Source organism: Paenibacillus sp. FSL H3-0286, from assembly GCF_045040705.1.
Lineage (GTDB): Bacteria > Bacillota > Bacilli > Paenibacillales > Paenibacillaceae > Paenibacillus_AQ > Paenibacillus_AQ odorifer.
In genome coordinates this window covers 4,559,519-4,574,425 of the sequence record NZ_CP150285.1, presented here as the reverse complement: position 1 = coordinate 4,574,425, position 14,907 = coordinate 4,559,519, and the positions used below count along the sequence as shown (strand labels likewise).

The window sequence follows — 14,907 nt, the reverse complement described above, 5'->3', positions numbered from 1 at the left end:
ACATCGAAATTACGCTAACACAAGGCAATCAGACAAAGTGATCGACTCTGCCTTTTTTGATTTTTTAAGTTCGTTCATTTCTAATTTTTCTGAATTCCTTAGGAGTTATGTTTAAGTGTTTTTTAAAAGACTGGATAAAGTGATTTGCGTTATTGAAACCAACTCGCTGTGCGATTTCAGTTATCGTGTAGTCAGTTGCTATTAACAAATCACAGCTTTTATTAATGCGATATTTAATTAAGTAGAAATACGGAGTCATATGGATACTTTTCTTAAAACCTCGAGTGCACTCCGATACACTTAGATGTGCTGTATCTGCTATTTCCTTCAATGTCAAATTATTAGAATAGTTTTTGTGAATAAAACTAAGCATTAATTGTAGTCTCTCTTGCTGGACTCTGTTATATTTAGACGATTCCTCAGAGGATAGAGAAAAATTTGATATAAGGATTAACCATAACTGGACTGTTTTGATAGAAACTTCGTACTCCCATCCCCATTTTTTTTTCGATTCAAATTCTTTTTTCATATCCCAAAGAATTTGTAGGATTTGATTATGCCAGTCCTTATCTCCTTTGATTTCTAAACTTAACAAGAATGAATTGGTATACGGAAGTACATACTTTTTTTCCATTGCACTATCAGAATAAAAAGCAAGTAACTTCTCTGGGAAGTTAAAACTAACATATTCACCCTCTTGGTTAAGGTATGTAACAATATGAAGTACGCTCTTATTAATAAAGATGGCCTGACCTGCTTCTAAATCATAATTGATTCCGTTGACTTGTATGGTTAGTTTCCCTTTGGTCACTAAAGTAATTTGTAGTTCTTGGTGCCAATGTAGATCGTTAACCCCTCTGCCATTAGGAATAGATTCATAATTGGTATGAGTGTACATGATGTATGGAAATGCATCATCAGGAAATTGAATGGATTCGTGCAATTGCTTTTTCAAAGTGCTTATTCTCCTTATTTGACGATATTTCTATATAAATTAAAGATATAGTTGCACAATATAGACCCTGACGGTGATATTATTATATCCAGCCTAGACTTATTATACAATTCTGTGCACAGGGATTGTCACACATTTTTGGAGGAACTATGGTTAGTTCAAATAAACCGTCTATACTATTTCATCCGTTTATTCTGTTATTTATCAGTATCTTGTCCGTTTCTATCTCTTCAATCATGATTAAACTTTCAGATACACCTACTTCAGTGGCCGGGATGTATAGATTGTTTATTTCTGTAATCATCATGCTCTGTTTTACATCTGGGAAAATGGCTCGTTCTACTGAGATGAATAAAAAAGATTGGGTCATCGTTATTTTATCCGGCCTATTTCTAGGGTTACACTTTTTATTCTGGATGGAATCATTGGTCTATACTTCAGTTGCAAGCTCCATGGTGATCTTATCGTTACAGCCGCTATTTGTTATGATGGGGTCTTACTTTTTATTCAAAGAACATGTTAACCTGCTAACCGTTTTTTGCCTGATTGTTGCTCTTTTAGGTTCGATTGTTATTGCATGGGGAGACATATGGGTTTCGAAAGATGCACTAATCGGCGATGCTTTATCGTTAATTGGCACATTCTTCGCTTCAGTCTATCTGTTGGCCGGGCAAAAAGTAAGCGGCAAAATCAATGCAAGTCTATACAGCATTTTCGTTTTTTTTATTGGTGGTACTGTTATGCTCGTGTACAATTTGATAAATAATGTCTCATTAATTAATTATGCTTCATCAGATTGGATTTATTTTTTGCTTCTTGCAATAATTCCAACTATTTTTGGTCAATACATCTTTAACCTTTTGTTAAAGTCGATTGGAGCAACTACTGTCTCGGTTGGGATTATTGGTGAGCCTGTTCTTGCTATAGTCCTTGCATATCTATTATTAGGGGAAACTATATCGTTATTCCAGTTTATAGGTGGCATAATAACCTTATTCGGTATGGGAATGTATTTTTGGGCGAAATCTTTAAAGTACAACATTCAAAATAAGTAAATAAGTAGTCGGAAAATATTTTAGCTAAATAGGGGGCTGGCAAATGGTAACTATTGATGATTTTTTAAAACTTGATGTTCGTGTTGGAACAATTATTAATGCGGAGTTTTTTGCAAAAGCAAAAATACCTGCGATTAAACTCCAAATTGATTTTGGACCAGATATCGGATGCAAAACATCAAGTGCACAGATTACTAAACGATATAAGGCCGAAGAGATTGTAGGGCAACAAATCATTGGGGTAGTTAACTTTCCTGCTCGAAATATTGCGGGTTTCCAATCAGAAGTATTAGTTCTTGGAGGAATACCGGATAAAGGGGATGTGGTTCTCTTGAAGCCAGATATTAAATTACCTAATGGGACACCTATTGGGTAATATAGAGTAATTGTAGTATACAAAAATTGATAGTAATCGGAGAGAAGACAATGGAAGAATTAACAAGCTTAGCATCTGAAAGTATTGAGGCAAGTAAAACGGCGCTAGTCGTGATCGACTTGCAGCAAGGAATTGTCCACAGTCCAAAGCAGGGGCCGCATACAAGTACTCAGGTGGTTGAGAATGCCAGCAAATTAGCCCAATCCTTTACCGAGAAAGGAGGATTTGTTGTTCTGGTGAGGGTGTCATGGCTAGATGGGCAAGATATGCTTAAACCTAAAACTGATTTGAAAATGAATTCCGTGACCTATCCAGAAGGTTGGGACGACATCGTACCAGAATTAGCGAATATCAAAAATGCACATCTGATTACCAAACGGCAGTGGGGGGCATTTTTCGGTACAGATCTTGATTTGCAGTTACGACGCCGCGGAATAGACACGATCGTATTATGTGGTATTTCTACCTCGATTGGTGTGGATACTACTGCTAGAGAAGCTTATCAGCTTGGTTATCATCAAGTTTTTGTAGAAGATGCTATGACCGCGATGGCTAAAGAAGAGCATGATTATGTATGCAAAACTATCTTCCCTCGCATAGGTAAGATCCGGTCGAGCGATGAAGTAATATCCATGTTGAAATAATATAAAAAAACCTCATGCTCTCTCTGTGATCTCAGAGATTGTCATGAGGTTTTTTAATTGAAGTTATGTCTTACATAAAGATGAGGAGAAGTATCCCAGCTAAGAAGCAGTAATAAGAGAAATACTTCAAATTACCTTTAGCCATAATCCCCATAAACCAACGCATGGAGAAATAAGTGACGATAAGTGTAGTAATAAATGCAATCAAGTATGGAATGGCTAGCTGCGAGCGGTTAGGATCGTGGGCAATATCAGATGCGCCCATAACAAGTCCGCCCAAACTGACAGGAATATAAAGCATAAAAGAAAAGCGTAAGGCAGTTTCTTGCTTCATTCCCACAGCGATGGAAGAGATGACAGTTGCACCAGAGCGGCTTATCCCAGGAATAAGGGCGACTGCTTGGGCAAGTCCGACTATAACTGCATCCTTCGCTTTTAAGTCACCATCTTGTTTACGTCCGCGAAGGTTACGGATCAACCATAAAGCTACCCCTGTAACCAGCAAGGCGATGGATACGGTATGAACCGACGAGAAGATATCCTCAATCTGATCCTTGAAGAGTAAGGCAACAATTACCGCAGGCAAGGTACCGATGATGATGTACAAAGAGAAGAGGAAATCCGACTTATATTCCTCTTTGCGGGTCAGAATAAATTGAACGAATCCAGTGATCAATCTTCCGATATCTTTGCGGAAAATAAAACAAATCGCAATTAGTGAAGCCGTATTTGTTAAGATTTCAAATGATAGCCCATTTTGTTTTAAGCCTAGCAATTTCTGTGCGATGATCAAATGGCCGCTCGAAGAGACGGGGATTGGCTCAGTTGCCCCTTGAACAAACCCTAGAAACAAGTATTTAAGCCACAGTATAATATCTTCCATTTTACCTCCCAGTATTTTTGTAATCTTTTCAATCATATCGTATTCAATAAAGAAATGACAATAGAACCATCGTGCCATATTCAATTGAACGAGTTATACTAATTCGTAAGACTATTAAATGAGGTGGAACTATTTGTAGTACATTACTAAAAATTCAGCAGCATGATATTCCAAGAGCAGCCAGTGTTCTGGCCGAAGCATTTGCCAAAAATGATCCGTTATATCAGCATATCTTGCCTGATGAATCAACCCGATTACGCGTGTTGAATATTTTTTTTCATCGTTACATTGAGATGTTGTATCCATATTCGGATTTACTAACGACTTCTACTAACTTTGAAGCAGTGGCTTTAGTGTTCCATTCGGAGCGTCAGACAGGGACAGTGATTTCGAACGTCAGGTATATGAAACAGATTGTCTTTGCGATAATTAAGTCATTACCGATTTGCCGAATCATTGGGGTGCGAGGATTTATACGTGGTTTATCTATTTTGCGTAGTATGAGTTCCTTGTGGTTATCAATGTTTGGGGATCAGAAGTATAAACATTTGGATATGCTTGCAGTGCAGGATCAATATCGAGGTCAAGGATATGTATCAAAAATCATGACACCGCTACTCGCGGAATGTCGTATGAGCAATACGTTATGTACGTTAGAGACACAGACACCGAGCAATTTGCCCATTTATGAGCATTATCAGTTCCGTACGGTTAAGGTCATTCCTCTACCTAATAGCAGACTTGAGCAGTATTGTATGGCGTTTATGCCAGGAGTTGCCGAGTAGTTAATAAAAAAGGGCGGTCCCATTCAGCCATTTCATGGTTTTTGGGGCAGTCTTTTTTTTGCGGAGTCTATAAGGGTTAATGAAGTTTCAACAGAAAAATCAGGGAATTTCTCCCTGTAATTCTGCGATCTTTTGTCATCCGGCTAATAATTAGGGAAAACCTCCCTATTATTTAGCTGATTTGGTGGAAAATGAAGAGATTTCCCTGATTTTTAGGGAGCAATTCCCTAATTCAGATCATTTAGAGCGAATATCGACTGTTTTCAGGGAGTTTTTCCCTAATTATGTTCTAGCGATACCTAACACTGTAAATAGTCTATGTGTTAAAGTGAAAATCCGTAGTATAACCTCTTTTTTGATAGGAAAGTGTAAACAATAGAATCTATTATTTTGTTTAACAAAAATAGCATAACCTTTGAAGGATTGTTATAATAGAAACATATATTCCCGTGCTTCAGAACCCTATACAGGATGTATAGGGGTTTTATTTCTTTTAGTGAGGGTGATGAATTGAGAGTAATTATAATTAATTTGTTGGAGAACAAGTACGGAACTGTGCGTACAGGGAGAAGAAAAATAAATCTTGACAGCATTGAACAAGAAGTCATTAGTTCTGCTTATAAAACACAGGAAGAATATCTATGGGCCGGAGGATTTCGTGTTTTGGCGGATAGTATAAACGAGCTTGTTGCTGAAGGTTTCTTAGAACCGGTGAAGTCCAGTCCGATGAGTTCTAAACAGCCTTATATGTATACATATTTTTGGTTAAATAAGAGTGTTTCAACTCAAGTGGGGTGGGATCCTTCAGCCGTGTTAAGCGTACAGAATCTACTGGATCTTCATTATTACTTGATTCGTCCTGAAACTCAGACACAAGAGGTTTGGGATCAGATTGTGCAGGTATCTAATTTTTTGCGTACGGCGAAGGATCGCGAAATCATTACAACAGAAGAAAGGTCACTGGAACTGTTTGGTAAGGAGAAGTGGCTCTCCGAAACTGAAGGTAAACAATTTCTTACTAGACTTAAACTTACGCTGGAAAGTTTAAAAAGTGTAAACGCAAGGGAGCCATTTATTTACTTCAGTTCATTAGTTCCCGTTCGGAATATTCTTATTGTGGAGAATAAGTCATTTTTCCATTCAGCCAAACGATTAATGCTTAGTGAAAAGAAGATCTGTGGTCTGTTTCCAGACATGCTAATTTACGGTGAAGGTTGGAAGATTGATAGTAGCCTACTCTTTCTTGAAGAATTGGATATTGACCCCCTTCAAACCACCTTGTTATATGTCGGGGATATGGATAAAGCAGGTTTGGACATATACGGTAAACTAAAGGTTAGTTATCCGGATTTAAACCTTGGACTGGCGCTCCCTATTTATGAGCAGATGATGAAACTGACTGAGGAACCGTATATGTATAATGTTCCCCAGAGTTGTAACCCAGATCATCTACACAATGTACTTCAAGAATTCTCTAATTATCCCGAACTAAAGTCATATATGGAACGATTGCTGGAAGAGGACCGGAGAGTTCCGCAGGAAATTTTAAATTATGAAGTGATGGCGAGGTTAGCAGAAAGATGAATTGGTCGGATTTTGGCGAACGAAACAAACGATTGAATCCCCTGTGGAATTTGGGGGCTGGCATGAACCTTGGCGAAATCCAACCTTACAAAGAAATGGTATCTTTAAGCGTTCTGCTGCAAGTCTATTATCTGGAGCTAGAATCGAATGAGAGAAGATCCAAAGAGGATATTATTGAGCTTACTTGGACTGCGCTGGAACGTTTTAATATCGCCAATCTTGGGACTACCGAATCCGTAGAGCGTCTCGTGGACGGTTTATTGTGGAGCGGGAATGGTGGGGATTTCGAATCCTTTTTCTATGATGATGTGACCCGGCAAATGTCCGTGCAGAAATATAAGTATTTCACGGTGGACGAGGATGCGACTCGCAGCAGTTGGGAAGAGAACGGCAGAACCATCTATCGTCTCTCTGAATATGCAATGGAGCTCATTTTTATGAGCCATGAGATTATTGATGAATTTCAGATCAGCATCAAACTGCTCGAAATTCAAATGCATATTAAGCATGGGCGCGTAACTCGGGCTCTTCAGGATGTTAATGAACTGATCTCCCGTGTCCGTAAGATGACTCAGCAACAGCAAGAATACCGCAATGCGTTACGCCGCAATCCGAAGCATATTTTTAGTGAATTCGGAGTGGCTCGGCATCAGCGACTCGAAGAGATTCATCATCAGTTCGAGGAGGAACGCAAACATTTTGACAGTATTCACCGTTCTCTGGCCCGGCTGGCCAATGATGAGAAAGACGTGATCGACTTCAATGAGATCCGTATTCTCTCTGAACGAGTCGAGCTTTCTAGGCGTGTACACGATGAGCTGGCTGAGGTAGTGTTGAATATTTTTGAGATGGAGACCAATTTAAGATTGAACTTCCCTGAATTATTCTGGGGAGCAGCCGGGTTTAACTTTCGTACTCACGTATGGGAGGAATGGGTGAATGAAGAGGGTCTGCCAAGCGGTGACAGTCTTGAACTGCTGCTCAGCGGATTATTCGCTCCGAATCAGGACTTCGTTTATCCGCTTCCTTGGGCTTGGGAGGAACAAGAGGTAGGGTTTATCCCCGACTTAATGATGGATGATTTCGAAGATGAGGTGGACACTGAGCCTGTTCAATATATTCCTAAAGGTATTCCATGGAGAAAAGTAGTGGAGCTGTGGATGCCGGTTTTTGCTGCCTTGGCTGAGCAGGGAAGCTTTACCTTTACTGCAGACGCTTTTTCCGCCGAAGAACTAACAGGGTGGGCTAACACACCGGATGCTGTTGATCTGTGGGTGCAGTTTTTTCATACAGATATTTTAGTGCAGGAACAGGCACCAGAAGGTGGTAGTGGCGTTTCTGATGAATGCCAACAGCTAATTCAATATGTGCTTGCGGAAGATCTTCTGTTGGAGAGTTTACGCGGCAAAACGCTGCGGACGAGCATTGCTCCAGAACCAGCCTCAAGGGTACGGTGTCCTGGTCTGGATATGAGTCCATATATGATTACGATCGTGGAGAGGTGAGAAGTTACTAACATGAGTTATACATTAGAACAGGTACAGCAAGCTTCGCGGCTATTTTTTGAATTGCTCCGTAAAAAAGTAATTCCTCTCGATGACCCTGCAGCGGCTGAATGCCTTCAGGATGCAGGAACTTATGATGCACTTCAGTACGTTGCTAAAGAAGGGGGCTGTCGGGTGATGAATTCCGGGCACCGTCTCCATCTGCTAGTTAATCCGCTGGGATCAGTGTTTGCAACCAACTTCACCCAGTTGAAGAACAAATATTCACGTGTTGAGCGTAAAACACACTTACATATTATCAATATTATTATCCTGGTTTTTCTGGCCGAAATGGATCAGGATGAGACTCATTTTAAGTCGGGGCAGGACAGTATGTCCTATATTCAAATTGCTGATCAGGTGTCCTCGCTCTTTCAGGCGTGGATTCAGATGGATGAGGATGGGCGATTTAGCCAGCAGTGGCAGCTTGATATCCAAGCGATGTTTAAGGTATGGACCAGTCTCTATATGCAGACTAAAAGTCAGGAAGAAAGCGATCTTCTGACCAGAGGCGCAGGCTCACGAATTGGGCTGATTCATGAAGGCATGAAACTTCTGGAGGAGGAGAAGCTCGTATTCATCTCTGAGACAGAGAAGCGTATCTTTCCTCGGGAAGAGCTTTATGAGAGAATGCGTTATTTATATCATGATGTCGATCGATACCAGGAATTAAAGAGCCTCATTGGAAGAACTTTAGCTGAGAAAGACGGTGCTACCTATGCCGCGGATTGAACGCATACGAATTACAGGACTTAAATACGAGAAGATGCTCAAGAAATACGACGACATGATTCTGGACCTCTGTAACGAAGAGGGACCCGCTAATACGCTTATTACGCTCATGAATGGCGGTGGAAAGGGCGTACTGCTGCAATCAATTTTCCAGCTATTAATGCCCAAAACACCATGGGGCAAAGACAGTGAGAACCAGGTTGAGGCATTCTTTCATAATCATAAAAAACAACTTAAACCGTACACTTTTCACGTAGCTATCGAATGGCATCTCGACAACAATGAGCGCAATGAGTATATGACCACGGGAATCGCTATGACGGCACATAATTCGCTTGATCAGCAGGATATCAAAGTGGATTACTTGCTGTACGCACTTACAGATTACGGTGAAGCGGCTGAACTTACGCTATCAACGTTGCCGTTATTTGACGAGGTGACTGCTGAACCTACGAGTTTTGAAACGATCCAGAAATTTGTGCGCGATCGGCGGGGAGAGATTGTACCTTTTGGCAGCCATAGCTCGGATTTGAAAAGATATTATGACTTCCTGGCTACCCGGGATATCCATATCGCCGAGTGGCGTAATATGCGGCGGATCAATGGTGAAGAGGGCGGTATCAAAGGTTATTTTAAAAAGAATGATGCCTTCACCAATCATAACTTGTTCGAAAAGCTGATTATTCCTGAAATCGGATCTAGTCTGAATGAAGGATTAAAGGAAGACGACAATACGCTGCAGCGGATGTTTATCGATACAGCAACAGTGGCTCAGCGCTTGCCGATGCTTGAACAGCGGGAGCAGGTCTATACAGAGTTTCTTAGTATGGCTGCACCACTTTATGAGCTGGTAAAACTAGGCGTGGAAGCAGAAAACGTAGTTCAAGAAACGGAATTACGTGGACGCCAAATCTATACGGTTATCTATGAAGAGCAGAGAAATGCAGAAGCTGAGCGAAGTAAGATTGCTGATGAACTGGCTGGACGTTATCAGGATGCGAAGCAATTGCGCTTTGAGACAGACAATCTTAAATACTTACGCAGTAAGGAAGAAACGGAACTGAAGCAAGAAGAGCTTAAGAAGCTCAGTGATGATCAGAGCCGTGCGCGTGATCGGCTGGAGGATTCCAAAGCGCAAGAGAAGAAGCTTGAAGTAGCTTATTTTCTGGCTAAACGGTTGCTCCATACCCGGCAAATTGAGCAGTGGCAAAAAGAAATTCAAGCTATCGAAGGTTCTCTGGAGATGAAAGAACGGCAAGAGGTCATTCAGGCAGCCAAGGAACAGCTGCGGAAACAGTGGAATGTGGTATTTAATCTCTGGCAGCAAACGATCAGAGAGTTTGGGACAGCACAGCAAGACCTAACGGCGGAAGAGAGAAGATTGCGCAAGGAAAGGGAAAGTTTCTTGGTAGAGCTGGCCGGGCTGGATAATCAGATCAATGATTTGACCTTATCTATTCGGCAATACACGGAAGAACTCGGAGCATTCGCAGCCCAATATGGGCAGGATGCCGCCCATTCTCCGGCAGCTACCCTGCAGCGTACGATCTCAGCGGCCAAAACGATTCTTGAAGACATTGGAGACTTGGAAGAACAGCACAAGCAGGAAGAGATTCGGAAGCTGGCACTGCATAAGAGTCATGCTGAGCTGAGTGAGAAACGGCGTTCTTATGAGCGTGAAGCGGACGAGCTTGGGGTTCTGCTTGAGTCACAGACTCAGAAAGAATCCCAATTATGGTCACAGCTCGTTGTACTGCTGGAAATGTATGAAGAGCATAATCGTTTAGGAGCTACTGGCCTTTTTGAAGAACAAGATGTTATCCCGGCACGTTTTATCCGAAAAATAGATGAAGTAGAGCAACAGACTAAACGTTCCAGAAGGGATTACTATAATCAGCTCATGGATGTGGAACTTCAGAACCAATCCTACTGGCTACCCAATTCAGATATTCTGACGGTCAAAGATACACTCGATTCGTTAAAGATTCAATCAACACTAGGTAGTTCCTACTTAAATGACCGTCCGTATCTTGAACGTGAGGAAGAACTGGAGCAATATCCGTTACTTCCATATAGTTTGATTATGACCCGGCGCGAAGCTGATAAAATTCAGCCGGAACTGATGAAGGACACCTTGCTTAAATCAGCGGTGCCGATCTTTATCCGTGAAGAGATGGCAGCTCCGCATCAAGCATCCTTCATGCTTTTTGCGAATCAAGGGCCGCAAATGGTCTTGCAGCCGGATCGTTTCCAGGATTGGAAGAGCAGTATTCAGGGGAAGCTCAAAGAACAGGAGCAGATCCTTCAGGACTCTGAAGCTTATTTATCTAAGTTAAAATCGGTGCGTCAAGAATATGAACGTTTATTCCAAACTGAGAATACCATGACGCTTACAGCCAAGCAGGATGCCCTTATTAAACTGCAGGCTGAACTTCAGCAGAGCATTAACAATCTGAGCCATGAGATGGATGAGAACGAAGGGACGCTTACCCGGATCGGACGGGAGCTCGCTGAGAACAAAGTTCTAAGTGTGGAGCATGAGCAGAGAGCGGGGGTTCTGCAAGCTTGGATTGAACGGACGAAGAAACAGGAACAAGATTATAAGGAAAAACAAAAAATAATCGAACGAAAGAATATGGTGAGCAAAGAGTTAGCAGGTAAAGATCAGCAGCTTGAACACCTAAAGGTGCAAATAGAAAGCTTGAGTGGACAACGCAATAAATGGACGAGAGAAACCGAATATGCGATGTTCCCTAGACTGCAACGATGGTTTCCTGAGATTGTTTTCCCAACAGATCCCCAGCTTTCTGATGAAGGAGAAGTCATACCTGTAGATCCTGTAGAGCAGAATCTTCTATTGCAGCAGCTTAGTACCGTGGAAAGTCTACAGCAATCATTAACTGAAAATGAACTGGAAGTTCGGACAAGAGCTGCACAGATTAAAGCAGCAAGCGAGAATCTGGCTGAGCTTGAATCCAGCCTGAATCAAGTGGATGTGAATTGGCGGAAGGCGACCGAACCTACGGAAACGTCCGAGACCATTATGGCTGCAAGAAATCGCCAAAAGACGGATACTACTTCGTTGGAGGAAGACTATCAGATTGTTCACGACGGTTACATCCGCTGCCAGACTGAATTGGAGAACTTGCAGAAAGAGTTGCGCAAAGTAGAGAAGGGGATCAAAGAGAAACATGAACGTGCCGTGGAGCTTTGGAATGAGGCGCTAGGGGATAAGGAGACAGAAATTCAGGAGCGCTGCCAAGCGAATGAGCTTATGCTTAATCAGTGTAAAAGATCCTTGGACCGAATCGATGTCCTCCTTCAGACTTTATCCAATCAAATCAAAATAATGAACGCGCATATTGAGGATCGCGTCAACCTACGGAGTGTGCCAGAAGAAATAACGCTGAGGGTTAGAGAAAGCTGCGAGCCTCTAGTAGCCGACTGGCTTCTCCGCATTAAGGATAGCCGGATTAGACAGGATGAGATCTCCAAAAAGGTGAAGGAAGAGAAAAATTCCTTAACCGAAAAACTTGCGAAAAATGAACGGAATTCCGAACTGGAGACCAAGATTCTAGATCGATTGAATACGGTCCATTGGGATAATTTCGCCATTGCACTGCAAGTCCTAGATTCCATGCTACGCAGTTCGCGCGATCAGATCGAGAGCATTCAAAGCGATAAGGAAGGCATGGATCTCTCCCGCAAGATGTGGGTTGGCCGGGCATCTCTACGAGTGGTACAAATCATTGATATTATGAAGCGAATGGAACGCCGGATGATTATTCATAACGAGAATAATTATGCCTTCCCGCTGGTACGTCTGAATTACAAGAATATCAATGTGCCAAGAACAAGCGATGAGGTAGAGCCGATGGTGAGTGACTACTTCAATCAATGCATCAATGAATTGCTCAAAAAGTATCCCAAGATAGAACAAGTGCCGGCGCTGGTAATCAAAGAGGTTATTAATGACGGACGAATTGTCTATGCGGCGCTGCAGAACCGCTTTCCGATACTTCAAGTGTATAAACCGGTAACGGAGAATTATTTCCTCTACGCCGCACCGGAAGATTATCATTATTCGGACTGGGAGATTATTAATCGCGGCGCACTGGATGAAGCAGTCGGCAGTGGTGGGCAACGTCAATCTGTACAGCTGCTGGTCGCAATGATGATCATGACGCATAAACGGGTGAATCGTGAGAATAAAGGCTGGACGGTCTTTTTATATGACAATCCTTTCGGAGAAATGGTCTCCAATAACGTGCTTGACCCCGTCTTCGAAATTTCCAAGGCGCTCAAATTCCAATGGCTGATTGTTACGCCGCCGGAGCTGGTGAAGAATGATGTCAGCGTGCGTTTTGGCGTGTATTGGCAGCTTTATTTTGGAGGCGTCAAAGGGGACATGCTGGAATCGACCCTGATCAAGGGCGGAAGAAAGCTTATTCCTGTCTCGTTGTTCTGAGTATGGAATGAAACTTAAAGAAGCTCCAGTATGCATCACGCTGCTGGGGCTTCTTTTTATTAAATGTTAAAGATGGTGTGGTTATTTAGGTTTGCGTTCGGAAATATATGAACCGGTGAGCGTTAAAAAAGTTCCCGTCAGGATTGCCCAGGTGATCTTTTCATTCAGAACAAGGGCAGAAGCTGCTACTGTAATTACAGGCACAATATAGATGTATACACTTGTTTTTACAGCCCCCAGAATCCCTACAGCTTTATTCCAAGTCAAAAAACACAGTGCCGAGGCACCCAGACCTAAGAAAAGCAGGTGAGCTACATTTGAAATCTCTTTGAATCTACTCAGACCCAGCTGGAAATCAAACAGAAACAGAGGAGGCAGCATAAACAGCAGACCATAGAAAAATACTCTGCGGGTAGCCCCTATAGTATGAACCTTTAGTAGGCTTATTTTTCGCATCAACACTGAATATATTGCCCAAACCACAGGTGCCAGCAATGCCAGCAAGTCGCCGATGGGGTTCAGTGGCAGAAGATAACTCCCGTTCAGCCCAATTAATATAATTCCTGCCAAGGCTATCAAAAATCCTATAAAAAACTGCCTATGAAATTTCTCTTCTTCTAAAAAGAAGTGAGCGATAACCGCCGTGAAAAATGGAGCGATGGAGACAATCACACCTACATTGGATGCAAGGGTATAGACTAGGGCAATATTTTCTATAAGAAAATATAACGTGACTCCACAAAGACCTGCTGAGATAAAGAGTAATTCCTCTTTAAAGGATGTAGTTCGGATTGGACGTGAATAGATCAGTAACAGTACAAAGTACCCAATAAGAAAACGGAAGAACAGAATTTCCACAGGCGTAAAGTCTTTTAACAGTATTTTTGTGGAGATAAAGGTGGTTCCCCAGATTAAAATCGTAAGTAATGCCAGCAGATGTCCTGTGTTAATCTTACGTTGATCTATCATTTCGTAAGTTCCATTGATGACTTTACTCCCGTTTGTTGAACAAATATACGCATATATTGCTTAGGGGTTAAGCCTATGAGTCTTTTAAAAAAATTTGTGAAATGGCTCTGATCACTGAATCCGGTTAGAGAGGCCACTTCTATTGGCAATATTCCTTGTTCTAAAAGCCTTTTGGCGTGGTTGATGCGAATAGTTTCCAAGTAACGGTAAGGTGATATTCCTTTCTGTCTGGTAAATAAACGCAGCAAGTGATATTTACTTAAGCCGCTCAATTCACTTAGCTGGTTCAGCGTAATGTTCTGCGCATAATGTAACTCTATGTATTCGCAAATGATTTTAATTTCAGAAGTAGGCTCTTGAGCGGGACAGAGGGTTTCTGTCTCCGTGTATTCTCTCAGAAGCTGCTCCAAGAGAAATAGAAACAACTCTTCTTTTTGAAAATCGGATTGATCCTCTAATATCATTTGGTGCAGATCGTGTAAAGGGCTCGACAGTTCACTTTGGTAGAGGACATTGTGTGTGAACCGCGGTAAGTAGTCTATGCCGGTAATTTCTAGCACATACTCACGCATGACTTCCGGCTGAATATTGATGCAGCGATAGTCAAGCGTTCTCCCGTCTATCTGTTCACAGGCATGGGGATCCGCCGGATTAAAGATGACCACATCTCCGCTGTTAAGAATATGCTCTTCTTGGTTACATAGCAGATGTCTCTTTCCTTGTTCAATAAAACCTATGACATAATAGTCATGAAAATGGTTGGGAAACTTCTGCATAATACCTTCGAATCGATAGGCCTCAAATTTTAAGTCACGATCGAAAACTACTGTTCGAACTTCACGAGTCATTGCTGCACCTTCTTTTCAAATTATGTACAACCATTATAATGTGAAAATTAGGGGCATTCTTGCA

Annotated in this window: 12 protein-coding genes; 8 read left to right on the top strand and 4 right to left on the bottom strand. The window is 41.8% G+C overall.

Going from position 1 to position 14,907, the window contains the following annotated elements; translation table 11 throughout:
- Positions 1 to 64: 64 nt before the first annotated feature.
- Entirely contained in the window at positions 65 to 955 is an 891-nt protein-coding gene (locus MHB37_RS20565; protein ID WP_405168437.1) for a helix-turn-helix domain-containing protein, read from the bottom strand.
- 149 nt (positions 956 to 1,104) lie between these two features.
- Between MHB37_RS20565 and MHB37_RS20560 the strand changes: the two genes are divergently transcribed.
- Genes MHB37_RS20560 through MHB37_RS20550 form a run of 3 tightly spaced genes read left to right on the top strand, consistent with a single transcriptional unit; the run spans position 1,105 to position 3,030 of the window.
- Positions 1,105 to 2,010: a DMT family transporter gene (locus tag MHB37_RS20560; protein WP_248548551.1), complete on the top strand. Its 906-nt coding sequence runs from the start codon at positions 1,105 to 1,107 to the stop codon at positions 2,008 to 2,010.
- Between the two features lie 43 nt (positions 2,011 to 2,053).
- Positions 2,054 to 2,386, top strand: a complete 333-nt coding sequence (gene csaA, locus MHB37_RS20555) for a chaperone CsaA (protein WP_248548552.1) — start codon at positions 2,054 to 2,056, stop codon at positions 2,384 to 2,386.
- A 50-nt stretch (positions 2,387 to 2,436) separates the two neighbouring features.
- Positions 2,437 to 3,030: a hydrolase gene (locus tag MHB37_RS20550; RefSeq protein ID WP_248548553.1), complete on the top strand. Its 594-nt coding sequence runs from the start codon at positions 2,437 to 2,439 to the stop codon at positions 3,028 to 3,030.
- 70 nt (positions 3,031 to 3,100) lie between these two features.
- Here MHB37_RS20550 and MHB37_RS20545 read toward each other — a convergent pair whose 3' ends face one another.
- The gene (locus MHB37_RS20545; protein ID WP_036688882.1) at positions 3,101 to 3,913 is read right to left on the bottom strand and encodes an undecaprenyl-diphosphate phosphatase; all 813 of its coding nucleotides are present in this window, start codon (positions 3,911 to 3,913) and stop codon (positions 3,101 to 3,103) included.
- Between the two features lie 404 nt (positions 3,914 to 4,317).
- Between MHB37_RS20545 and MHB37_RS20540 the strand changes: the two genes are divergently transcribed.
- The 5 genes from MHB37_RS20540 (at position 4,318) to MHB37_RS20520 (ending at position 13,026) form a co-directional block, all read left to right on the top strand.
- Positions 4,318 to 4,698 (top strand): GNAT family N-acetyltransferase, encoded by a 381-nt coding sequence (locus MHB37_RS20540; protein WP_405168436.1) that lies wholly within the window; start codon positions 4,318 to 4,320, stop codon positions 4,696 to 4,698.
- Between the two features lie 510 nt (positions 4,699 to 5,208).
- Positions 5,209 to 6,282 (top strand): Wadjet anti-phage system protein JetD domain-containing protein, encoded by a 1,074-nt coding sequence (locus MHB37_RS20535; protein WP_076304886.1) that lies wholly within the window; start codon positions 5,209 to 5,211, stop codon positions 6,280 to 6,282.
- The gene (locus MHB37_RS20530) at positions 6,279 to 7,787 is read left to right on the top strand and encodes a hypothetical protein (protein ID WP_405168435.1); all 1,509 of its coding nucleotides are present in this window, start codon (positions 6,279 to 6,281) and stop codon (positions 7,785 to 7,787) included. Before MHB37_RS20535 ends, MHB37_RS20530 begins: the two co-directional genes overlap by 4 nt.
- A gap of 12 nt (positions 7,788 to 7,799) precedes the next feature.
- Positions 7,800 to 8,558, top strand: coding sequence for a DUF6063 family protein (locus MHB37_RS20525; RefSeq protein WP_076182984.1), 759 nt, complete (start codon positions 7,800 to 7,802; stop codon positions 8,556 to 8,558).
- The gene (locus tag MHB37_RS20520; protein ID WP_405168434.1) at positions 8,545 to 13,026 is read left to right on the top strand and encodes a hypothetical protein; all 4,482 of its coding nucleotides are present in this window, start codon (positions 8,545 to 8,547) and stop codon (positions 13,024 to 13,026) included. The genes MHB37_RS20525 and MHB37_RS20520 overlap by 14 nt, the downstream gene beginning before the upstream one ends.
- An 81-nt stretch (positions 13,027 to 13,107) precedes the next feature.
- On the opposite strand, the gene MHB37_RS20515 is transcribed toward MHB37_RS20520, so the two are convergent.
- Together MHB37_RS20515 and MHB37_RS20510 are read right to left on the bottom strand one after the other, a co-directional pair.
- Positions 13,108 to 13,992, bottom strand: a complete 885-nt coding sequence (locus MHB37_RS20515; protein ID WP_405169616.1) for a DMT family transporter — start codon at positions 13,990 to 13,992, stop codon at positions 13,108 to 13,110.
- On the bottom strand, positions 13,992 to 14,843 hold the full coding sequence (locus MHB37_RS20510) for an AraC family transcriptional regulator (RefSeq protein WP_076190650.1): 852 nt from the start codon (positions 14,841 to 14,843) through the stop codon (positions 13,992 to 13,994). The genes MHB37_RS20515 and MHB37_RS20510 overlap by 1 nt, the downstream gene beginning before the upstream one ends.
- Positions 14,844 to 14,907 lie beyond the last annotated feature (64 nt).